Annotated in this window: 19 protein-coding genes; 7 read left to right on the forward strand and 12 right to left on the reverse strand. The window is 50.3% G+C overall.

Annotation, left to right across the window (positions count from 1 at the left end):
• Positions 1 to 95 precede the first annotated feature (95 nt).
• Together RB297_RS28595 and RB297_RS28600 are read right to left on the reverse strand one after the other, a co-directional pair.
• On the reverse strand, positions 96 to 623 hold the full coding sequence (locus tag RB297_RS28595; RefSeq protein ID WP_192570217.1) for a DinB family protein: 528 nt from the start codon (positions 621 to 623) through the stop codon (positions 96 to 98).
• A gap of 124 nt (positions 624 to 747) precedes the next feature.
• The gene (locus tag RB297_RS28600; RefSeq protein WP_096777195.1) at positions 748 to 1884 is read right to left on the reverse strand and encodes a VanZ family protein; all 1137 of its coding nucleotides are present in this window, start codon (positions 1882 to 1884) and stop codon (positions 748 to 750) included.
• 236 nt (positions 1885 to 2120) lie between these two features.
• On the opposite strand from RB297_RS28600, the gene RB297_RS28605 reads away from it, so the two are divergent.
• Both RB297_RS28605 and RB297_RS28610 read left to right on the forward strand, forming a co-directional pair.
• Positions 2121 to 2522 (forward strand): MerR family transcriptional regulator, encoded by a 402-nt coding sequence (locus RB297_RS28605; RefSeq protein ID WP_096777196.1) that lies wholly within the window; start codon positions 2121 to 2123, stop codon positions 2520 to 2522.
• An 11-nt stretch (positions 2523 to 2533) separates the two neighbouring features.
• Positions 2534 to 3382: an SDR family NAD(P)-dependent oxidoreductase gene (locus tag RB297_RS28610; RefSeq protein WP_375121960.1), complete on the forward strand. Its 849-nt coding sequence runs from the start codon at positions 2534 to 2536 to the stop codon at positions 3380 to 3382.
• 50 nt (positions 3383 to 3432) lie between these two features.
• On the opposite strand, the gene RB297_RS28615 is transcribed toward RB297_RS28610, so the two are convergent.
• From RB297_RS28615 to RB297_RS28635, 5 genes are all read right to left on the reverse strand, one after another.
• Positions 3433 to 4422: an aminoglycoside phosphotransferase family protein gene (locus tag RB297_RS28615; protein WP_375121961.1), complete on the reverse strand. Its 990-nt coding sequence runs from the start codon at positions 4420 to 4422 to the stop codon at positions 3433 to 3435.
• A gap of 319 nt (positions 4423 to 4741) precedes the next feature.
• Complete coding sequence (locus RB297_RS28620; protein ID WP_375121962.1) at positions 4742 to 6220, reverse strand: protein adenylyltransferase SelO; 1479 nt, start codon at positions 6218 to 6220, stop codon at positions 4742 to 4744.
• Between the two features lie 177 nt (positions 6221 to 6397).
• Entirely contained in the window at positions 6398 to 7138 is a 741-nt protein-coding gene (locus RB297_RS28625) for a Bax inhibitor-1/YccA family protein (RefSeq protein WP_375121963.1), read from the reverse strand.
• A 204-nt stretch (positions 7139 to 7342) separates the two neighbouring features.
• A complete protein-coding gene (locus RB297_RS28630; protein WP_375121964.1) occupies positions 7343 to 8215 on the reverse strand; it encodes an SMI1/KNR4 family protein in 873 nt (290 codons plus the stop codon).
• A gap of 181 nt (positions 8216 to 8396) precedes the next feature.
• Complete coding sequence (locus RB297_RS28635) at positions 8397 to 11081, reverse strand: Ig-like domain-containing protein (RefSeq protein ID WP_375121965.1); 2685 nt, start codon at positions 11079 to 11081, stop codon at positions 8397 to 8399.
• A gap of 345 nt (positions 11082 to 11426) precedes the next feature.
• On the opposite strand from RB297_RS28635, the gene RB297_RS28640 reads away from it, so the two are divergent.
• Entirely contained in the window at positions 11427 to 11864 is a 438-nt protein-coding gene (locus RB297_RS28640; RefSeq protein ID WP_375121966.1) for a VOC family protein, read from the forward strand.
• 95 nt (positions 11865 to 11959) lie between these two features.
• Here RB297_RS28640 and RB297_RS28645 read toward each other — a convergent pair whose 3' ends face one another.
• Together RB297_RS28645 and RB297_RS28650 are read right to left on the reverse strand one after the other, a co-directional pair.
• Entirely contained in the window at positions 11960 to 14059 is a 2100-nt protein-coding gene (locus tag RB297_RS28645) for a cytoplasmic protein (protein WP_375121967.1), read from the reverse strand.
• 348 nt (positions 14060 to 14407) lie between these two features.
• Positions 14408 to 15043, reverse strand: a complete 636-nt coding sequence (locus RB297_RS28650) for a hypothetical protein (protein ID WP_375121968.1) — start codon at positions 15041 to 15043, stop codon at positions 14408 to 14410.
• Positions 15044 to 15249: 206 nt separating this feature from the next.
• Here RB297_RS28650 and RB297_RS28655 point away from each other — a divergent pair, with 206 nt between their 5' ends.
• On the forward strand, positions 15250 to 15633 hold the full coding sequence (locus RB297_RS28655; protein ID WP_249732899.1) for a hypothetical protein: 384 nt from the start codon (positions 15250 to 15252) through the stop codon (positions 15631 to 15633).
• A 14-nt stretch (positions 15634 to 15647) separates the two neighbouring features.
• Here the strand turns inward: RB297_RS28655 and RB297_RS28660 are convergent, their stop codons facing one another.
• The 3 genes from RB297_RS28660 to RB297_RS28670 all read right to left on the reverse strand — a co-directional run bounded on the left by RB297_RS28660 (position 15648) and on the right by RB297_RS28670 (position 18324).
• A complete protein-coding gene (locus RB297_RS28660; RefSeq protein WP_213580827.1) occupies positions 15648 to 16727 on the reverse strand; it encodes an ankyrin repeat domain-containing protein in 1080 nt (359 codons plus the stop codon).
• 229 nt (positions 16728 to 16956) lie between these two features.
• A complete protein-coding gene (locus tag RB297_RS28665) occupies positions 16957 to 17523 on the reverse strand; it encodes a hypothetical protein (RefSeq protein ID WP_375121969.1) in 567 nt (188 codons plus the stop codon).
• 63 nt (positions 17524 to 17586) lie between these two features.
• Positions 17587 to 18324, reverse strand: coding sequence for a hypothetical protein (locus tag RB297_RS28670; protein ID WP_375121970.1), 738 nt, complete (start codon positions 18322 to 18324; stop codon positions 17587 to 17589).
• A gap of 198 nt (positions 18325 to 18522) precedes the next feature.
• Here RB297_RS28670 and RB297_RS28675 point away from each other — a divergent pair, with 198 nt between their 5' ends.
• Genes RB297_RS28675 through RB297_RS28685 form a run of 3 tightly spaced genes read left to right on the forward strand, consistent with a single transcriptional unit; the run spans position 18523 to position 21402 of the window.
• Positions 18523 to 19659 carry a DUF418 domain-containing protein gene (locus RB297_RS28675; protein ID WP_096777209.1) on the forward strand — a complete coding sequence of 379 codons (1137 nt, stop codon included), beginning with the start codon at positions 18523 to 18525 and terminating at the stop codon, positions 19657 to 19659.
• Between the two features lie 19 nt (positions 19660 to 19678).
• Positions 19679 to 20800: a sensor histidine kinase gene (locus RB297_RS28680; protein WP_192570202.1), complete on the forward strand. Its 1122-nt coding sequence runs from the start codon at positions 19679 to 19681 to the stop codon at positions 20798 to 20800.
• Complete coding sequence (locus RB297_RS28685) at positions 20797 to 21402, forward strand: response regulator transcription factor (protein WP_090909640.1); 606 nt, start codon at positions 20797 to 20799, stop codon at positions 21400 to 21402. Before RB297_RS28680 ends, RB297_RS28685 begins: the two co-directional genes overlap by 4 nt.
• Positions 21403 to 21415: the final 13 nt, after the last annotated feature.

Below are 21415 nucleotides of genomic sequence, written 5' to 3' on the forward strand. Positions count from 1 at the left end.
TCGAATGCGGATCATCGGCTTTTTATTATATAGGTAAGACTCCTGCGGTGCTTACCCCCGGACATATAGAGGGTAGGGCCTGCCGATTGACATCATCATCGTCTCTTCAGAATTCCCAAATACTCGATCCATGGCCCCACGTCATGCCGGTAACGCTCGGCCAGGACCCGCACAATTTGAGACGTATGCGTTAAATCGTGAACCACCCACGTCGACAGCAGCTCTCTTAATTTCACCACGCCGAATGCCGGGTGCAGGCCCGTCCGTTCGAAATCCGGCGCCGAATCCATCAGAACCTTCAGTTTAGCCAGATTTTGAGTACGGATGGCCTTGAACGCCTGCAGCTTTTGATCGATGGATTGCTCAGCCGCCTCGTTCAAGTGGGCGTAACGGTCAAAGGGCGGAAACGGCTTGTCCTCCCCTTCCTGCAGCATAAACTCCAGCCGCGGTATCCAGTTGGTCCGCTCAGCTTCGATAAGGTGCTCGATCACCTCCATGGCATTCCAGGTGCCTTCCCCTTCATGGCTCCTAAGCCATCCATCCGATAAACCGGATAACATGTGCTCCAAGGTGACGGGGGTTCGTTCCAGAATCTCAACGGCTTCCTTGATATCAAAATTCATGCTCCCTCAGCTCCCATCTGTTCCGTATTCACCATGCCACTTCCTATGGAAACCGGAATCGTCTCGATTTAATAACGCTATCGACTTATTCTTGGTTCCATATAATCCGTAATTTTTACATTGATCACTTTTCACCCGTGATTCTAACAGCCTCTATGCGACTGTATCGATTAAAGTAAAGAACGTTGTCCTTTTTGATCCATCTAATCACGATATGGCAGAAGATAAAGAACCATAACAGGCCTGTAAGGAAAACCACCCCAATTGCAAAAAGGTTGGCTAGAAGATCTTCTCCCATATGATTCGAAAATATCTCCGATAAGGCTGAGCACAAAAAAGGCAAATAGACAATGGCGTAACGTCGGCTCAAGCTTCCTATCCAATTCCCCTTTTCCGGAATTAATCTCATGCGAACGATCTTGGAGCCCAACGTATTTCCCTTCCAAATCACAGGGATAACGACCATCAACACAAAGAAAACAATGGCAAAGATGATCTCGTCAACCAATAATCCTCGACTCTTCAGTAGCCCTAATATAAAGCCGGTTATCACTCTGGCAATCATAATATTTAGAAGAATCTCCATGAGTTGGGCACCAAAGGTTGCTTTTCTCTGATTGTGAAAGAAGTGGCTTTGCTCACTAAGGGTTTCCCGCGATGGTATTAACACCAAAAACATGGGGGCGAGTATAAAGCCAAGTACAGTCCCAACCGTATTCGTCAACAAATCATCTACATCAAATATACGATAGGGGCATTCAAAAAAGCCAAACAAAGCGGTTCGTTGGGTGATTTCAAAGAAAAGCGAAACACCAAAGCCAATAAGAGCAGCATGAAACCATTTTGCTTTACCTTTGAAAAAATACCTCAGAAACACACCTAAAGGAAACAAAAGCAAAACATTAAAAAACATTTGATAAAAGGCCCGCGTTGTTAACAAATGGAGATAACTTGAGGGGTTCGTCCAATGAAATCCGCTTTCACGCTGAATATCCCGTATAAATTGAAAAGGGCGATACTGAATGAGAATCGTACCGGGATCCATTGAAGCACAATTATTCCGGGCACTGGGGAGTGGAAAAATCACTAAAAAGAAAGCACTTAATCCATACAAGATAAAACTAAAGATAAGTAATGTTCTCCAAAAGCTAAAGTACCCATGTTTACGGTACTGATAAACGGCCCAAGGAAGCGTCAGAAAAGACGCTAATAAAAAACATACGGAGATCGCAATGAAAATAGGCAATACATAAGCTTGCATTTCATTCTCCCTTTCTAGAAGCAGCTAGAGAAATAACAACTGAAAAGATAAATAATCTTTAGTCTTTTATATAAGCATTTCCAAAAGATCGATCTGGCAATACTTTAAGATCCTTCATCAAAGGGCACAGAGACGTAAATGATCTGTGAATAAAAAATAGATATTGACTTGGTGTTAACACCAAGTTGTACGATAACGTTGCAACTCGTTACGAGCTGCAGAAATGAGGTGACCTCATGGGAGAAACATTCTCCATCAAGCAAGTGTCTGAACGAACCGGATTGACCGAGGATGCCATTCGCTATTACGAAAAAATCGGGCTCCTCCCCTCTCCCAAAAGAAAGGATAACGGCCATCGTGTCTATCACATAGAGGATGCCGAAATTATGGAGTTGATCACATGCCTGAAGAAGACAGGAATGTCGCTGGAGGATATGAAAGCCTATGTGCATCTTCCCTTTAAGGAAAATATTCAATCCGTTCCGGAGCTGAATGCCATGCTCCAGAATTACCGTCAAAAAATTACCGGTCAGATTTCGGACCTGCAGCGCATTCTGCGTTTCATCGATGACAAGTTGAACCAAAATCAGTCCCTGCTTAATCCCGAAAAGGCGGCCAGCAAAGAATCCGAAGTATAGGAGATTTACACATGACAGAGAAAAGAATGAATAACGTCGCCTTGATCACGGGAGCAAGCTCCGGCATTGGCTTGGAGTTAACCAAGCGATTGTTATCCGAAGGCTGGCAAGTCCTCGCTTTGATCCGTTCTGCCTTTCCAACGGACGATGCACGGATTCAAGATGCACTGCGATTGCGGCAGCTCAGAACGTACAAGGCTGATTTATCGGATTTCACGGATCTCCAAGCCTCGCTGGATCAGATCAAGAAACACGAGGGTCATATTGACTTGCTGTTCAATAACGCAGGCGTCTCCTTCGGCGAATTATCCTACTCCCAACAAGGACGCGAGATGCATTTTGAAGTAAACTCTATCGTCCCTTATATCATCTTGATGGAACTGAAGGAGCTTCTTGGGAAAGGCAGCTTCAAGACGGTAATCAATACGTCTTCGAATGCGTTGTTGTATCTCAAACAGTTCGATCACCGTACCTTGGCGTCCCCTGTCGGGTTCAAGAAGCTGATTGGGCCTTATGCTGCGAGCAAATTAGCCTTATCGTTGTGGACTCAGGAGATCGCCACTTCCATGCAGGCAGATGGCATTACGATCCGAAGCGTCTGTCCGGGAGGGAATAAAACAACCATGACCAAAAACGCCGGGATGCCAAAATTTATGATCCCGATCCGTAACCTGTTCTTCTCCCATCCCAGTGAAGGAGCTTCACGCCTGTATGAAGCAGCGCTAGGTCAATCCCGACAATCGACGGGGGCATTTCTCAACAAGGGTAAAGCAACGCCTTTAAAATTCTCAAGCCAAGGTGCAGAGCTGCTTAGCACGATCGAGCTAATCTATAAGCAGGAGTTTGCAGTCAAATCTTAGAACCCATGCAGCCCGAGGGTTCGTGATGTTTCCAGCCTAGCTCATGAAGGCTAGTTATCGAGCTGCCATTCCTCCATGAATCGTAGGGTGTTGCGAGCATGATAATCAGCCAAATTCGAAGCAAAGACCCGATCCGGAAATCCACGGTGAAGAAGCTTCAAGCCGCCCGAGGTTAATGAGATATAGTGATGCAGACGGTAAAATAGCATCCGATTCGGATCAAGCCCGTTTTGTTGGAAATACCGATAATGCTTCCCGAATCGCAGCTCCAGAAATGTATGCTCATGCTCGATGTCGAAGAATTGCGCACCTTCAATATCAATGAGATAAGGCTCTAAGCGGTCTGTGACCAGGACATGGTCGGGTCCCAACTCGCCGTGGATAAAGCCATATCGCTTGCGTGAATCTATCCTGGATTCCAGTTCATGCAACACAGCGAGCAGCCTGTCGTGATTCTTCCGGATACTCTCGTTATGCAGGACGATGTAGGACAGCTGTTCCTTGGCATTTTCCAGCTGTAGATGATGGCATCGCTCCCGTTGGTTCCCGCTTTGATCGGGCTTTCCGTAACTCTGCCTGTGGTTTGCATGCATGCGTTCGATCATGCTGCCTATCCGTTCCAGGACCTCATCCCGGACCCGTTGGTCCGGGTCCTGAAGGCAAGCTTCTGCCTTCTGTCCTTCAATACATTCAACAAGAGCATAGTCAAACGGGTAACGGTCCTGTCCCGTGTGAAGATCATATAGAGCAGGCGTAGAAATACCATGATTCCTTAACCATCTGTTATTGGTTTCGAACGAATGTCCGCCAAAGGATCGTTCATGCACACGCTCGTTCGCTATTTCTTCCTGAAAATAATTCTTCGTCAAATCCCACACATACAGCACGCAGGCAAATCCATTGCGACAGTGAATTTTATAGACCACCTTTTGCGCTCCGCCATGCATCTTCTTTACATCCGCGACAATATATCCGGTACCCAAAACCTTCCCGACATACTCCTGTACATCTGTTTCATCGAGGTGACAAGTCCAACTCATGAAAACACGCTCCATTCCATTGTTTTTGCCGGCTCCCCCACTCTATGGCATTTCCGGGCAAAAATATAGACTATTTCTTTCGGCTCTGCTATGATGTTGAATTAGGTCTCGAATAAAACAGCCATACGATTTATAGCCCTTGGACGCTTGGTCCAGGGGCTTTTTTGATGTGTTTTATATATAAAAAAGACCAAGCAAGGTCATTCTTGCTTGGTCTTGACGCATCTCGGATATCGGATCTCGCATCCGCTGCCCGTGGTACACGATGATCAATATCCATCCATCATCTTCGGGACGTTCCACGGGTGGCTATCCTTCCTTACGTGCCGCAGAAGGTACGGTAAGGACGGGAACGCTCGGGCACGATCGCATATTCCGCTTGTTCCGGGGAATGCGCGTATGGATCAGACAGAACGTTCAGCAGTTCATTCATCACGCTGTAGTCCCCTTCGTTCTCCGCGGCTTCCAGCGCTTCCTCCACCCGGTGGTTCCGCGGAATGACCGCAGGATTGCTGCTGCGCATCAGCTGATGGGATTGGTCCCTGGATTCCTGCTGGCGGCCAAGCCTTGCTTGCCAGCGCTCGTACCAGGAAGCTAATTCCGGCGTGCCGTTTAGAGGCGTGTCCTCGAGTTTGTCAAACGTTAACGCACGGAAGGTATTGGTATAGTCTGCCTGATAATTTTTCATCATCTTGAGAAGGTCTTCGATCAGGGATTCGTCGTCCTCCTCTTCATGGAAGATCCCCAGCTTGGCTCTCATGCCTGCAAGCCACTGCTCGTGATACAGATCGGTGAAGGACCCAATCGCCCCCTCGGCCAGCTTGATTGCCTGCTCTTCCTCTTCATGCAGCAGCGGAAGCAAGGCTTCCGCCAATCTTGCGAGATTCCAAGCGGCAATATACGGTTGGTTGACATAGGCATAGCGGCCTTGAGAGTCGATGGAGCTGAATACCGTATTCGGGTCAAAGGCATCCATGAAGGCGCAAGGCCCATAATCTATCGTTTCGCCGCTGAGGGTCATATTATCGGTATTCATCACCCCGTGGATAAAACCGACAAGCTGCCATTTGGCGATCAGGACCGCCTGACGCTGGATGACCTCCTGAAGCAAGACCAGATAACGGTTGGCACCGTCACCAAGGTCTGCCTTAGGGTAATGCCGCTGCAGGGTGTAGTCCGCCAGAGCCCGTAAATCCTCGGTTGTCCCCGCTCCCCTAACATATTGAAACGTCCCCACTCTTACGTGACTTGAGGCCACGCGGGTCAGGATGGCGCCCGGCAAATCTCTTTCACGGGTGACAGGCTGGCCGGTCGCCACGACCGCCAGGCTTCGGGTAGTCGGAATGCCCAGCGCATGCATGGCTTCGCTGATAATATACTCGCGCAGCATCGGACCCAGGGCAGCCCGGCCATCGCCTCCCCGGGAATACGGCGTCCGGCCCGAGCCCTTGAGCTGAATATCCATGCGATCTCCCTGCGGCGTGATTTGTTCACCCAACAGAATCGCACGGCCGTCGCCCAGCATCGTAAAATATCCGAATTGGTGCCCGGCATATGCCTGAGCGAGCGGCTCGGCCCCCTCGGGTATCTCGTTGCCAGCAAGCATTGCCGCTCCCTCCGGGCTTTGCAGGGCATCGGCGTCCAATCCCAACGACGCTGCCAGCGGTTCATTTAGAACAATCAGTTCCGGCGAGCGCACCGGCGTGGGGTCTTGCTTGGTAAAAAAAGATGCCGGCAATAACGCGTAACTATTGTCAAAATTCCATCCTATATCGTTCAAAGCTTTCCGGTTGGTCATGGGATCTCCTTCTTCAAGCAATTTGATGATGACGGTATCTACCTATTATTTAAACACAAGTCGCTCTTTGTAGGGTTTACTGAGGGAAATTTATTATTCTGCTGATTAATTGCTGCATTCATAAAAAAAATCGCCATCGAGAATCCCTCGACAGCGATGTTTGGTTCATACGAATCCTTAGTCCCGATTCGCCAGCTTCGCCAGCAACCGGATAATTTCGATGTACAGCCAGACGAGTGTTACCAGCAAACCAAATGAGCCGTACCACTCCATATATTTAGGTGCACCATGACGCGCGCCCTCTTCAATAAAGTTAAAATCCAGCACGAAATTCAGTGCGGCGATGATGATGATCACAACGGAAATTCCGATACCGATCGGTGTGCTGTCATGCAGGTAAGGTACCGTTACGCCGAACAGGCCGAGAACCATGCTAAACAGGTAGACAAGCGCAATGCCGATCGTTGCCGCGATGATCCCCTTTTTGAAGCCTGGCGTCGCCCGGATCAGACCTGTCTTATACGCGAGCAGCATGCCCAGGAATATGCACATCGTCAGTAAAGCCGCCTGCAAAGTAATGCCATAGTACAGATATTCGTAATGCGCGGATAATGCACCCAGGAAGAAGCCTTCCAGGATCGCATAGATCGGCGCCAGATACGGTGCTGCCTTCGGCACGAAGCTGATGATCAGCGCCAGGACAAAACCGCCGATCGCTCCGCCGATCATGAACGGGAATACCTCATACCCGTTAAAAAACATAACCCAAGAAATGACCGCTGCCCCGATCAGCAGCGCGAGCAGCATGAACGATTTGTTCACCGTTCCGCCAATCGTCATCGTTTCTTGATTGTTGTAATACCCACTCTTCTCAAAGGTTTCTTCGTTGAGTGTCGGATTTCCACTGCGCCCTATCAAATAAATTGCCTCCCTAACAGTCTGTTTTATATCCATTTTAACATAGGTTGGAATATTTTAGGATACGCAAAATATTGCATTACGGACGAATCCAACCGAATTAGAAACTAACGGTATGCAAAAAGAAAAAAAGCATCTCCTGCAGGGGATGCTTTCTTTGTTAGAAGCGAGATCATGGATCGTGAATTCGCCTTGCCTATCTTTTTACTCCAATCCACTAATGAAAGCCTCGAAGTTCGCGGCAAGACGGGTGATTTTGTAATCGCTGGCCTTGTCCACATGAATAACCTCCGGCTCTCCATCGTTCCCCGATGAACGGTAATCCAGCATCACGACCTCGGACGGGGACGGACAATCGCAGATCACCACGCCAATCTCAGGATATCCGCCGTTCTCGATCATAAAGCGGCTGCCCAGGCTTCCGCACAAGGATTTTTTCTTGTCTCGTCCGATTCCCAGAATACCTGATATTTCAATAAAATCCTGTGCTCCACCCTCTATAGGGAATTTCCGGTTTCGGGGAATCCCCCCGTTATGTACTTTCATGGCTTGAATATAAGATGCCGGCAGCTTGAAGACCAGCGCTTCCTCCACGGATTCGATCAGCTCGTCCGTAGGCGGAGCAGAGACGTATTTATCGGCCTCCGGGGCGCCGTCATCCCAGAAATTCAGTACGTCAGGATCCGTATAAGACACGGCGGCACTGGACTTCTCTGCTGGCTTCGGAGCCGTTTTGTTCCGGATCCATTCCAGAAACTCCAGCGTATCCTCATCTCCAGGTTCTAAATGATCGGCCACTTCGAACGCTTTGCGAGCATCTTCGTAACGATCCAAATAGTAATATGCGAGCCCAATGCGGTAATGCCACAGCGGATCGTCCTTGCCCTCTTCCCGAATGGACAGAAATTGCTCAACCGCCTCTTCGTAGCGTTCGAGATTGTTCAGCGCCCGGCCCAAATGGCTGATCAGCGCATAATCCCGCTCTTCCTCCGGGATCTCCGAAATCGCATCTACGATTTCTTCAAACTCGTCCTCTTCATGCCACTCTTCCAGCTGCTCCAAAAGCTCCTCATTCATCGTTCATGCCTCCCACTCTATTCATCCTTTCTGAAATTATACCATTCCAGCATAGCCCTCTCCAGCATGGAAGCTACAGAACTGATCGATATGACAACAAGCAAGCACACCTGCGGTTTATTACGTTCAATGCAAATACAGAGGACACTTTTTCGGCGTCCTCTGTATTCATCGCTAAACTTTATTTGGATTGACCTAACATGTTCATTAGAACGGTTACGGCCTCTGCCCTCGTGGTTTGAGCGCTTGGATTAAACTCGCCTGCGCCAATTCCCTTAACAATACCAAGTTCCTTCAGCGCTTCAACAGAGCTTTTCGCCCAATCAGGAATAGCCTTGTCATCTGAAAAAGAGGTTGTGGGGATGTCCTTGATGGATAGCTCGAGCGCATTCGCAATCATTGCTGCCATCTCAGCACGCGTCATTTTTGCGTTTGGACGGAAAGAGCCATCCTGATAGCCTCGAATAATGCCAGCCTGGACGGCCTGCGAAACTGCCTTCCTAGCCCAGTCACCGATCCAAGCTGTATCTGTGAATATCAACTCCGCTCCAGCATCTGTCGACTTCAGCGCATTCATCAGCATGAGGGAAAATTCTGCACGCGTCACGGTGTTGCCCGGCTTGAACGTTTCATCCGGATATCCCGTCACGATACCCTCACGTACCGCTTCCTTAATGCTTACTTCGGCCCAATGTCCGGAAATATCGGTAAAGGAAATTTCCGTTGACGGGTCTGTTGGTTTGTCGACAACGGGCATTCCGTTGGCTTTATTTACTACGAGTGCTGCATACTTCGTAAAGTGATTGACCTCTACGGATATATAATTCTCCTGTATGATGCTGCCCTCGACTTTCACCCATGCCTTTTTCACTTCATTAAAGTAAAAGACGGCCGCTGTTTGATCGCTCTTTAAGCTTGCGGCGTCGTAAGCTAAACTCAGTTTCACGGGTTTGTTAAAATTCCCCGAGACGTTTGTTAGAACTTCAAATACCGGGCTTGCCAAAACCTCGTTATTCTTTAAGAGAGCTTCGGTATGTTGTATTTTCTCTATCGATAATTTCAGCTCCTGAGGTGTGGCGCCTGCCGGAATGGAGATGATGATTTCTTTCCCCAGGCTAACCAACCCAGGTCTTCCTGTTGGCAGCGTGATTTTTCCATCGGATGAGGTAACTGTATTGTCCATGGGAGCCGATGGTTTGGACGAACCGCCATCGCTGGCTGTACCTCCCCCATTAGAAGAACCGCCACCGTTAGAGGAGCTATTCTCGCGGGTCACAGTAATCGTGTAGATTCTGGTCGATTGATCGCTTGCCGTTACAACAATCGTGATCGTATTCGATCCCACGTTTAGCAGTATATTGGAGCTTGCTTGCCCGCTTAGTACTGAAGTACCGTTAACCGTTATCGTAGCATGACTATCGAGTGCAGTCGCCGTTACGGTTAATACGGAAACGGAGTGAGGCACGCTTGACGTGTACACTTCAGTTCCAGAAGCAAAGACAGGGCTTAGTGTCCCGTTCGATAACGCTACACTGCTCAAATCCGCAGATGCCGGCACCGTGAACACTGAGTACGAATTGGATTCCGTCAAGCCTGCTCCCGCATTGCCTGCGTAATCGGTCACCCCCGAGTTATCAAGCGTGATGTTATTCGTCGCAGCATTTACATCGGAATTCGGCGTGAGCGTTGCAGTCCATGTGATGTTGTCAGATGAACTAACGCTGCTTAACGCACCGTTTACCACCGTCAGGTCCCCATTGGCGAAGCCACTAACCGCTTCCGAGAATGTAATGGTCACCAATGAAGTTTCGCCAATAGATAGCGCCGTGTCGGCAACTACAATAGTAGCGGTTGGTCTCAGTGTATCGATCGCGTAATTGTTAGAATCCGTGGTACCCACTCCCGCATTACCTGCTGCATTCTGTACGCCCGTATTGTCGAGCGTAATGACATTGGTTGCATCTGTGATGCCGGCGTCTGGCGTCAACGTCGCCGTATACGTGATATTGTCAGACGTGCTCAAACCGCTTAATGTGCCATTCGCTACCGTCAGATCTGCTAGCGTAAAGCCTGTTACCGCTTCCGAGAACGTGATCGTTACCAATGAAGTTTCTCCAATCGATAGCGACGTATCGGCAACCACGATCGTGGCCGTCAGCTGTGTCGTTTCAATCGCATAATTGTTGGAACCGGTGATACCAACACCCGCATTGCCCGCCAAATCGGCCACGCCCGTATTATCGAGCGTGATGATGTTGGTTGCATCTATAATGCCAGAAGTTGGCGTCAACGTCGCCGTCCAGGTGATCCCGCCATTGGACGAGCTCACGGCACTCAGCGTACCGTTTGCCACCGTCAGATCTGCATTCGTGAAGCCTATTACCGCTTCCGAGAACGTAATGGTCACCAATGAAGTTTCGCCAATAGATAACGCCGTGTCGGCAACTACAATGGTGGCGGTCGGCCGCTGTGTATCGATCGCGTAATTGTTAGAATCCGTGGTACCCACTCCCGCATTACCTGCCGCATTCTGTACGCCCGTGTTGTCCAGCGTAATGACATTGGTTGCATCTGTGATGCCGGCGTCTGGCGTCAACGTCGCCGTATACGTGATATTGTCGGACGTGCTCAAACCGCTTAATGTGCCATTCGCTACTGTCAGATCTGCTAGCGTAAAGCCTGTTACCGCTTCCGAGAACGTGATCATTACCAATGAAGTTTCTCCAATCGATAGCGACGTATCGGCAACCATGATCGTGGATGTCGGAGACGATGCATAGACTACACCGGTCGGCTTGAGAAATAACAACCCCGCTACAATAGATACGATTAGAGATAACAGTCCTATTTTCTTGGCAAAATGCATATGTGCCTCCCCTAATGAGTGGATAAATTCCTCAATCTATCAAATTATGTACGTACCGTCGGAATTATCGCAGTTTACGCCACGCCATATTCCATATGATGTGAATTACTTTTATCGACAAATTCCAACCGCCTTCTATTGTATATCGTCCATTTCTTTCAAAATAGTGACTGCTGTCATGAAAATCGTCATTTTACATCCCCATATCATAAAAATGATAGCTCCTATCGTGTTAACCAAAAACTCCCACGCTTAGAAAAAAACCAAAACACTGACATAAAGACGTCAGTCATCACCGCTCATAATAGCCATAAAACCAATCTTAATCGTCCTAGGAGGAAATATATGATAAACACAAACCAAACATTGCGGGGATTTGCGACCATCAGTTACTGGGCAGATGATATGGAAGCGGCAAAGGCTTGGTATTCCGACCTGCTGGGTATTGCGCCATACTTCGAAAGGTCAGGTCCCGACGGGAAACTGGCTTACGCCGAATTTCGGATTGGGGACTACCAGCACGAGCTGGGTCTCATCGATCGCCGTTTTGCCCCTGGTCAGCCAACGTCCGGCCTCGGCGGAGCGATCATGTACTGGCATGTCGATGATATAGAGGCCACCCTCAGCCGATTGAAATCCATGGGTGCCCAAGAATACGAACCGCTCGCCCACCGCGGGGAGGGATTCATTACGGCATCCGTCACCGACCCCTTCGGCAACATACTAGGCATCATGTACAATGCTCATTACCTAGAGATACTGAATTCCAGAATCCAGGGGTAACCAGAAGCATGCTACTTCACTCTTCGATCCAGCAAAAAAGGAGCAGCCTAAGCTGCTCCTTATCTTAACGGCATCTACATGGCATCCGCATGAACTTACACAACATAATCCGCCATAATATGCTCGATATCGAACGGGGTCACCCCATGTTCCACCGAGAAGATCGTTTCCGCCTGTTCCGCATGATCTACGGACTCTCCTCTTGCCTTGGCATGCAGCATGAACAGATCATACAGATCGGGCTTCCGCAGGGCTGTCATGGCTTTGCCCATCAAGACCATCCCCTTCTGATTCCCCTCTACATTGTTGTAGTAGTGTGGATGTCTGGTTAGGGACAGATCGGTCCAGATGACCGTACGCTCCACCAAATCCAAGATAACGGGAATAGCGATCTGCGTATCGGCGGCGACATCGATTTTATTTGCCACCGTCGAGGGCTCGAATATTTCACCGGAACCGGGTTTCTTCCGCATCATCCAGCCCACGAAGCACTCCGGCAGGTTGCAGTACGGTTGATTTGTATACGAATGAAGAGTCGCCACAATATAACGTCCGCCGTATTGGACGATGGTTGGAATATGCAGATCAATGAATTCGCATGCTCCTTGAGGAGCTGACACGATATCCCCGCTGTGCACGGCCCTGTAATGGGAGGACCGCAGATTCGTATAAGAAATATGCTCGACGTACTGCCAGTCGTGATCATACATGACGGCGGACAGGTCAATATCCACGCGGCCCGTAGGCTCTCCGTTCACGCGTCCTTCCTTCCACCAGCTGAAGAAACGGATGGTATCCCCTTCCGCCATCGGCACCCGGCTTCCCCGAACTAACGTATGCAGGGCTTTGCTTGCCGATCTCTGCGAGAACGGCACATGATAGTCCTTCAATCGCTTATCGACATAGGCCTTCCCCAAGGGCGGCAGCGCGGCGAACCGCTGGATCAACGCCTGCTCGCATACCTGCACGATATCTCGGCATGCCGCTTCATCGATCTCCGGAAGCGTATGGGGTACGGCAAAGGCTTTAGCCACATTTCCTTTCGGGAAAAAGACGCGCAGCTCTTGAGGCTGGCGGCGGCGGGCAAAATGATTCTTCACTTGCAGCAAGACCGGCGTCGATACTTGATTCGCCACCTCGCCAAACGCCAGAACGACATACTCCGTATGTTCGGTGGATCGCAGCAACTGATCCAATCTGCGGGCAAACTCACCCGGACGCTGCATCAACAAATCGATCAAGTTCCAGACCTGGCCGTACTGAAATGCAAGCTCGACACTCCCGTTATAGGTGGTAAAGGGCTTGTGATTCCGCAAAATATCAAAGGCTTCCTCACAGCGTTTATACCGGTGCTTATATTCGGAAGGATGGAGGATTTCGCCCAAACGAATCCAGCGGTCCTTAAATCTGAGCATATCCTCCGTTATCGGATGACAGCGTTCCAGCAACCCCAGCAGCAGCCGTCTTTCGCGCCGCTTAAATTTGCGAAACCGGGTGGCTTCCGCCAGGCTGACATCTCCGCCTGACCAAGCCACCGCTAGACGAAGGACATCGGTTGCGGTTTTGAAATAACGCCCGATCCGCTCGACGTTCCCCTTGTCATGCTTCATTAACGCAGCTGCCACGAATCCCGCATTCTCCTTGAACTGAATCTCGGAAGGGAGAATGACATCCAGTTCCTCGGGGTCGACAAGCTCAATAACGGCCTCAATATCCCCTTTATCCGTTGGGGAGATGGAGCCTTTAGCTTGGATCAGCTGGCGTATCATGGCATAGAAATCCGCCCTGCTTCCCAGATCAATGGTTTTCAGGTTGATGTCATCCTGCAGCGGAGGTCTCTCTTCATGCTCATATGCAGGCAAATCCCAAGTCAGATCATGATAGATGGCATTCAGGTACAGCTCCGCATCGTCCTCCTCCATCACCTGCAGCGGGAACGCGGGATACATCGGCACATATTTTACATGCGCGCCTACCATCACCCGTAAATCGTCAATCAGCGGTTGATAAAGCGCTTCGAACTGCTCTTTGGATAAGGCTCGCACGGCGTTCAGCAATGGATACGAGAACGTATACCCAAGCTGCTCGATATTCTTCACGGCCGTCGCCAGATAAGCTTTTGGGAGACGATCCGATTCATTCTCTGCATCAACCATCAATTTGTTCGCTCTTCGTAAATAAATCGAGTTCATCATATCAAGAGTCCAGGAAAGCCATATCCCTAATGTCATTGAAAGAATTATAGAAGGAAGGAATATGATAGCCTGGACGCCTCCTCTCTTGAAACAAACTCCCTCAGGAAAGCTGCGACCCTAGGTTCGCCAAATGAAGTAGAAGGAAGGATCGCAATAGCCTGAAGGCCAAAGGTTCAAAGTCCATGACCTCAAATCTTTGATGAACCCATCATCCCATACCTTGCAGCCGGCCAACAGGGCGAAAGTATTACGACTTTGGAAAATGAGGAATGATTTCACTCTTCATCATGATGAAAAAGCGACCGCCGCAGTCCCGGCAATCGCTTCCTTGGTTAGTGTTATTCATTTTCATGAGAACTGCCAGAAGCCCGCTACCGGGTCCTGAACGTCATTCGTGGTGATTTTGGCGTAAATATACAGAGCTCCAAAACCAAAAGGATAACTGCTGTCCTCTCGGAGCAGTGTCTCGGGATACCCATCTTCGTCCACCTGAAACAAAAAGGAGAATCCTTCCTCCCTCAGCTTGGCCGAATAATAAGCTTCATCTTGGACCAGTCTCGGGCTCCCGCCGAATTTGATCAGGAAAGACTGATCCATCGAATGGAGGTCGCTGCATGTCTCTCGATGCGAAATAAGATGCTTGATCAGGTCCGGGTGCGCAAAATGATCGCTCAAGCTCTCGCCAGTCATTGGGTGCTCCATTACCTTGATAGAGCAATCAGGATATTGATTGTGCTCTACGTATTTTTCATAGTCATTAGGGATGAAAATAGAGATCATAGAGGCAGGCTTGAAAGGATGAATAAGACTTAAATAGAAGTAATAGCCCAGGTCACCTTCTTGGATGACATCCGCTTTGTCGTCGAAATAGGCCGGGGCATTGCCGCCGATCCAGCCCGTACTTTGTCCTGTAGATGGACCTCGACCGGCCTCATACAGTATACAGTCCTCGCGCTCAGCTAAAATATTCGCGTAATTTTCCATACATATGATATGAATCCGGTTAAAGGACCCTTTCCTCCTGCTGATTTAGTTCATGCAATGCCAAGTGATTTCGGCTTAATAGCCAGTCCTGCAGAAATGGACTAGAACAAAAAAAGCGAAACCCCTAGACTTATCTTTTTTGCTAAAATAAACTTAAAATGGAAGCCGTACGATTTTCGAATTCCCGATCATGATTGGAAAGCGAGGTGCAGCCATTGACGACCCTTATTGTGATCATCGTCATTTTCTCACTGATCACGCCGTCCTTCTTCATCGCGAAATTCACCAAGGAATTACGGGCGAACAACAACCGAAACGTGCAGCGCAAGGCGATTCTCGCGAGCGGTACGCCCGCTCAAGCACAGATCAACTCGATCCGGCAAACGAATGTGCAGGTTGACGATCAACCCGAAGTGTTGCTGGACCTAAGCGTCACCAAACCGGATGGCGAGACGATCCATACCGTCGTAAGAACCGTTATCCCGATCATAAGCATCCCCACGTTCCAACGAGGCAATATCATCGAAGTAAGGCATATGACCATAGACAATGAGTTGAAATTCGAGGTCGTAGGCGCCTATATACCTTGACCCTGAATTCTCGATTACAGCTCTCCCTCAAGAAAACGGATGAGGTACGATTCAGGCTGCGCAAGGAACTCGGTAAAGCTGCATAGATCGGCATACGTCTGATGCTCCACATCGTAACAGCCAATCAGTCCCTTTTTCTTCGGATTCCATACGAGCTGCAGATCGGAGTAATTGTCAATGTCGGCTGACAGGCGCAGAAACTTTTGTCGGCCGACTTTCATCTCGATCGTATCTGTCAGGGTGAAGAAATCGATATACCCGATTTCATATTCATTCTCCGGCAGCTTAAGCCGCAGCTGGTCTCCTGTCAGAAAACGGACCAATTCATCGGTCAATTTATACTTTTTCAGCGCATACTTCTTGTTCTCTAAGCTATGAAACTCGGCCGGCTCCAGCGATTTCAAGTAGTCGGCCAGGACGGTATCCTTATTGCCGACCGCAATCGTATACGGCCGCTCGCCGTCCTTTTCCGCCAACGTCACGTCAGCGCCGCGCTCAATCAGATGCTTGACCATGCGCTGATTCCCCATCCGCGTGGCCACGGTTAGCGGAGTCGCTTGATAAGGATAGACCATATCGGGCTGATTATAATTGATGTCCGCCCCATGATCGAGTAGATAATCGAGTGTCTTATAATCATGGTCCGACACGGCTTGGCGCAGCACCGCGCTGCCATGCAGCTTGAGATCCAATCCCAGCTCATGAATGAGCGGGATGTTTTTTTTGTTGCCGTAATAGGCCTGTGCATATGCGCCTGAACCGGTTTGATTGAGTTTATCCAGCTCGGCGCCCTGCGCTGCGATATAACGAACGATATCTTCCTTGCCGTACCGCACCGCTCGCAAAAAAGCCGGATTATGATGGACATTCAGGTTAACGCCGTGCTCGACCAGCAACTTCACCACATCCGTTCGCTGCGAGATCAACGCCAGATCGAGCGGGCTTAATGTCGTATATCTGCTTAATACGATGCCCTCCTCGATATCCCAGCCTGCGGTTATTGCCTCCTGCAAAGCCGGAATGTTCCCTTGGTAGATGTGCATCGCAATCTCCGGTAATTCCTCGAACTTGCCGATATCTTTCAGAACGATCATCGATATTCCTCCCTGCGTAAATCCTGTGTATGTATGCTTCTTCCTTATTTCAATAATTGGCTGATTGAGCTCGGCGAAACGGCTGTCCCTTACATCGGGGAGCATTTGAATGACAAGCCTAAAGAGGATACGCGGCTGATCTTGGAGACGGCAGTTCGAGATTTGGGACAGCTCTAGCCCTGCCGCTTGATACGCTCCTATCACACGAACAGCTTCGCTCCTTAGGCGCCTACAAAGAATATGGCTGGGCTTTTCCTGCTGCGATGTTATCGGGATGAACGTCTGCAGGCTCATGTCCATTCATGCGGAGATACATATATTCCGCTTCTTCCAGCGGCATTTGCAGCGTTCGGCTGATTTCATAGAGGTCGATGTCCTGCGCCAGAAGCTCCCGTGCCTGATGGATTTTTCCATGCAGCCAACCGTGTTCGAGCATCCATTCTTTCACCCGGTCCAGAAGCTGTTTTTGGGTCTCCGCATCTGCGTGCTTTTTATATTTAGCAACGGACTCCGACAGATAGTCGTAGAGATAACTCCCCAGTGCCTCGCGCTGCTCGTGTTTGGACATTCGTTGGTACTGCTCATAACTTAAACTGATATCCAAGTCGAGGGTATGATCCCTGCTATCAAAACGTCTGGATGTTTTTCGGCCATAACTTTCCGGCAAAACGCGAAATACGACAAAGATATCGAACGGAAACTTCCAGGCGGCAGCCAGTTCCCCTAACGGCAGCAGCTCGTCCCTTAATTGACCTACGCACGTTCCGTGTGCATCCAGCGAAAAAGCCAGCTTCATCCCATGTCCCCCTTATCTTAAACGCAGTTCCCCACTTGATGAGTACCGATATGGATCTAAGTGTTATGATACCCTTTCGCACCCTTTCGACAGGAGCCATGCCTCTATAACGGCAAATGCCTGCCCTGCATCCTGTTCATAGAAGACGGCTACCTCTTGCTGATAAGCATAATTGAATCGTACATATCCGCCCAGTTCCCGGTAGAACAAGCTGCATGTATATTCGTTTTCCACGCACAGATCCGGCGAAAAGGACGCTTGACACATACCGGCCAGCTCGGTCAGCGAAGGCTGATCCTCCCCTGGCGGCAAACGCAAAAAGAGATGGCTCCGCGTACCCGTCCACGGTTCGTAATAGACGACTCCCTCTCGGCTGCTTCCATACACCTGACGGTATATTTCATCCAGCACCGCGGCGTACAGGCTTTCATCGTTCCGCTCCCGTGACTGCAGCAAGATTGCCTGTATATGGTCCGCATGCCGAGGAAGCCAGAGCAACTGAGCCGTCTGGGGATGCACCGCCAGAAAATCACCGTCCACCGTTGTGCCTATAGCGATACACTCTGCAATCTGCGGCTCCGTAATGGGACTGTCATCGTCATGCTCCCATAACCCGTACTCGGCAAAAGGCTGCAGCACCTCCCTATCCGGCTGCTGGACATTCATCCACCCGCGGTAAGTCCCTTCGCCGAATCGCTGCATAAACCGGACGTAGCCCGGCGGATAAACCCCCTCTTCCTCTCTTCCAAGCACTTGACTTTGGCCATCCGACAGCGGCCTCGGTCCCGATACGATGTACATGATCACTCCTCCTGTTTTCTTCTATTATTCCACAATTTTCAAGCCATGACGAGAACCCCATCCGACTTCTTCCGTTCGTTCTCCCTGCTTTTATGACACGTGTCATACGGATCTCTTTACAGGTGTGAATGTTGCGCCAGGGAGATCGTACCTACAATAAAAAGACAAGAGAACCTAGAAGAAAGAAGGAATGGGAGAATGGAACAACGTACGGGCAGAATTCGCCTGCTGGATATTTTGCGGGGCTTCGCGATCCTGGGAACGCTCGGGACGAATATTTGGATCTTCGCACATGCGGGGGATCTACGCTACATTACCACCTTTGATCACTCCGGCTGGTGGGGAGCGGACGATCTTCTCCGGATGATCGTCTTGTTTCTGGTAAACGGGAAGCTGCTCGGACTGCTGACGATCATGTTCGGGGTCGGTCTGGAAATGAAGTACCGGCAGGCCAAGCGCAAAGGAAAGCCGTGGCCTGGCGTTTATTTATGGGCCGTTTTGTTTTTAATCCTCGAAGGCCTGCTGCATTTTATATTAGTCATGGAGTATGACATCTTGATGAGTTACGGAATTACCGCCATCATTGCAGCCTTTATCGTAAAGGGCGGCGACCGGCTCATCGCCCGCACGATGAATGTAATCGGCAGTATCTTTGCCATCGCGATCCTGGCCCTTGCGGGACTCATGCTGGCAAGCGGGGCCAGCGTATCGCTGGGCAGCTTTGACGATGTCGCTGCTCTCTATCAGGAAGGCACTTGGATCGAACAGGTCCGGTACCGGCTGGCGAATTTCCTCCCGTTGCGAGCGGAGGCCATCCTCGTCATCCCGACGAACGTGTTTCTGTTTCTGCTAGGGGTTCGCTTTATGCGCTCAGGCGTATTCTCCCCGGACGACAACGGCAAAAGGCTGCGAAAAAGGCTATTCAAGCTGGGTATATATGTCGGCGTGCCGCTCAACCTGCTCATATTCGTTCCCGGCGGCGCTTTCGATCTACCGGTGCGCTATTTATTCGCTCCACTTATGTCTATGGGGTATATAGCAATCATTGCGAGAATGATACAATATACGAAATGGGAATGGCTATGGTGCCGCCTGGAGAACGTCGGAAAAATGTCACTGAGCTGCTATGTGCTCCAGAACATCATCGCATCCACCATCTTTTACGGCTGGGGGTTGGGGCTTGCCGGCAAGCTGAATTCAGCGGCCACTATCGCCATCTGGCTGGTTATCTCCGCATTTCTGCTGGGCATGGCGTCCCTATGGCTCCGCCGCTTTAAGCTGGGGCCCATGGAGACCGCCCGCAAACAGGCGATAGGTTTCTTCGAATCAAGATAGCCGAAATTGGAGGCTTGATATGTTCTATAAGTTGTACCCGAGGGATCAGATCAAAAGTTATTTGCTCATCGATATCATACTGACCGTATTCTTATGCTACCAGGTGTTTCGTTCGGATACGGCGCTGGGACTGTGGGGCAGCCTTTTGCTGCTCCTGCTGTTCCTTGTTTCATTCTATGTCGCATTATGGCGTCGGGGCGGCTGGCTGCTGGCTGCCGTGCTGGCGGGCCTGTTCGCTGTAGGCGTACTCGGGGTGTATACGGGGCCGAGCACCCTGCTGTTCGGGATCATTTTTGCCGATTTGCTGGGCCGGTCCAAGTCCAAGGTACATATCGCCATCGGCTGTGCGGCCATTGCCCTATCATTCCTGCTCGTGTTCGTTTTCCGAAAGGAACCGCTGCTCGAAACGTCCAATGCCATTTACCTTCCGATCATGATCATACAGTCGGTATATCCGATCGTCATCTACATCAAGGAGAAAGCAAAAAGCCTGCAGGGGGAGCTGGATGAAGCCAACGAGCAGATCGCAAAGTATATCCAGCAGGAGGAGCGGCAGCGAATCGCCAGGGATCTCCACGATACCTTGGGGCAGACCCTCATGATGATCAAAATGAAGAGCGAGCTGGCAACGAAATGGGTGGATAAGGATCCGAGCCAGGCCAAACGGGAGTTAGGCGAGATTCTGGATACCTCCAGAACCGCCCTCAAGCAGGTAAGGGAGCTGGTATCCGATATGAAGTTCATCTCGCTGGCAAGCGAGCTGGAGCATTCGGCCAAGCTGCTGCATACGGCAGGAATATCGCTGAGCATCGAGAATCCGGAGAAGCCTCCACTGTTATCCAGCGTGGAAGAAACGATGCTGGCGCTCTGCGTCCGGGAAGCCATGACCAATATTATCAAGCATAGCCGGGCCGAGCGGTGCACCGTCAAACTGGAAACGAAGGATCATGCCTTCGGGATCCATATCGCGGATGACGGCGTGGGTCTTGCGGGGAACGCCGGCGGAAACGGCCTTCCGTCGATCATGGAGCGGATGAAGACGCTGGGCGGGTCCTCCGCCATCGACCCGTTGCCTCAGGGGGGCACCAAGGTGTACCTGAAACTCCCGCTTCGCCGGCATGAAAAGGAGGACGCATCATGATTCGAATCGTCATTGCAGAAGATCAGCAAATGCTTCGCGGCGCATTCGCCTCACTGCTCAATTTCGAAGACGACATCGAGGTGGTGGCCGAGGTGCCGGACGGGCAGCGCGCCTGGGACGCGATTCGGCAGCATCAGCCGGACGTGTGCCTGCTCGACATCGAGATGCCTCATATTAACGGCCTGGAATTGGCCGAGTCCATACGTCAAGCAGGCCTATCCTGCAAAATCATGATCGTCACGACCTTCGCACGTCCCGGTTATTTGCAAAAAGCGATGGATGCGCAGGTGGAGGGCTATCTGTTAAAGGACGAGCCCATCGATTTCTTGATTGAGGCCATCCGGCGGGTCATGAAGGGCGAGCGGGTCGTGAGCACCGACTTGGCGGCCGCGCTCTTCATGAAGGAGGAGAATCCGCTCAGCGAACGGGAAATCGAAATGCTCCGGTTAACCAAGGAAGGCATGACTACCGGCGACATCAGCAAAGCCTTGTTTCTGACAAGGGGAACCGTGCGCAACTACCTGTCCTCCGCCATCCAGAAGCTGGAGGCGGATTCCCGGCAGCAGGCCGTCACGATCGCTGAAGATAAAGGGTGGCTGTAAACTCCCCGGGATA

The sequence above is a fragment of the Paenibacillus sp. CR_12 genome (assembly GCF_041953985.1).
Taxonomy (GTDB): domain Bacteria; phylum Bacillota; class Bacilli; order Paenibacillales; family Paenibacillaceae; genus Paenibacillus_AQ; species Paenibacillus_AQ lautus_A.

What these genes read in the sequence shown, in the direction of transcription:
- RB297_RS28595 (WP_192570217.1), bottom strand. Translation starts at nt 623, where the DNA reads ATGAATTTTGATATCAAGGAAGCCGTTGAGATTCTGGAACGAACCCCC.
- RB297_RS28600 (WP_096777195.1), bottom strand. Translation starts at nt 1,884, where the DNA reads ATGCAAGCTTATGTATTGCCTATTTTCATTGCGATCTCCGTATGTTTT.
- RB297_RS28605 (WP_096777196.1), top strand. Translation starts at nt 2,121, where the DNA reads ATGGGAGAAACATTCTCCATCAAGCAAGTGTCTGAACGAACCGGATTG.
- RB297_RS28610 (WP_375121960.1), top strand. Translation starts at nt 2,534, where the DNA reads ATGACAGAGAAAAGAATGAATAACGTCGCCTTGATCACGGGAGCAAGC.
- RB297_RS28615 (WP_375121961.1), bottom strand. Translation starts at nt 4,422, where the DNA reads ATGAGTTGGACTTGTCACCTCGATGAAACAGATGTACAGGAGTATGTC.
- RB297_RS28620 (WP_375121962.1), bottom strand. Translation starts at nt 6,220, where the DNA reads ATGACCAACCGGAAAGCTTTGAACGATATAGGATGGAATTTTGACAAT.
- RB297_RS28630 (WP_375121964.1), bottom strand. Translation starts at nt 8,215, where the DNA reads ATGAATGAGGAGCTTTTGGAGCAGCTGGAAGAGTGGCATGAAGAGGAC.
- RB297_RS28635 (WP_375121965.1), bottom strand. Translation starts at nt 11,081, where the DNA reads ATGCATTTTGCCAAGAAAATAGGACTGTTATCTCTAATCGTATCTATT.
- RB297_RS28640 (WP_375121966.1), top strand. Translation starts at nt 11,427, where the DNA reads ATGATAAACACAAACCAAACATTGCGGGGATTTGCGACCATCAGTTAC.
- RB297_RS28645 (WP_375121967.1), bottom strand. Translation starts at nt 14,059, where the DNA reads ATGATGAACTCGATTTATTTACGAAGAGCGAACAAATTGATGGTTGAT.
- RB297_RS28650 (WP_375121968.1), bottom strand. Translation starts at nt 15,043, where the DNA reads ATGGAAAATTACGCGAATATTTTAGCTGAGCGCGAGGACTGTATACTG.
- RB297_RS28660 (WP_213580827.1), bottom strand. Translation starts at nt 16,727, where the DNA reads ATGATCGTTCTGAAAGATATCGGCAAGTTCGAGGAATTACCGGAGATT.
- RB297_RS28665 (WP_375121969.1), bottom strand. Translation starts at nt 17,523, where the DNA reads ATGAAGCTGGCTTTTTCGCTGGATGCACACGGAACGTGCGTAGGTCAA.
- RB297_RS28670 (WP_375121970.1), bottom strand. Translation starts at nt 18,324, where the DNA reads ATGTACATCGTATCGGGACCGAGGCCGCTGTCGGATGGCCAAAGTCAA.
- RB297_RS28675 (WP_096777209.1), top strand. Translation starts at nt 18,523, where the DNA reads ATGGAACAACGTACGGGCAGAATTCGCCTGCTGGATATTTTGCGGGGC.
- RB297_RS28680 (WP_192570202.1), top strand. Translation starts at nt 19,679, where the DNA reads ATGTTCTATAAGTTGTACCCGAGGGATCAGATCAAAAGTTATTTGCTC.
- RB297_RS28685 (WP_090909640.1), top strand. Translation starts at nt 20,797, where the DNA reads ATGATTCGAATCGTCATTGCAGAAGATCAGCAAATGCTTCGCGGCGCA.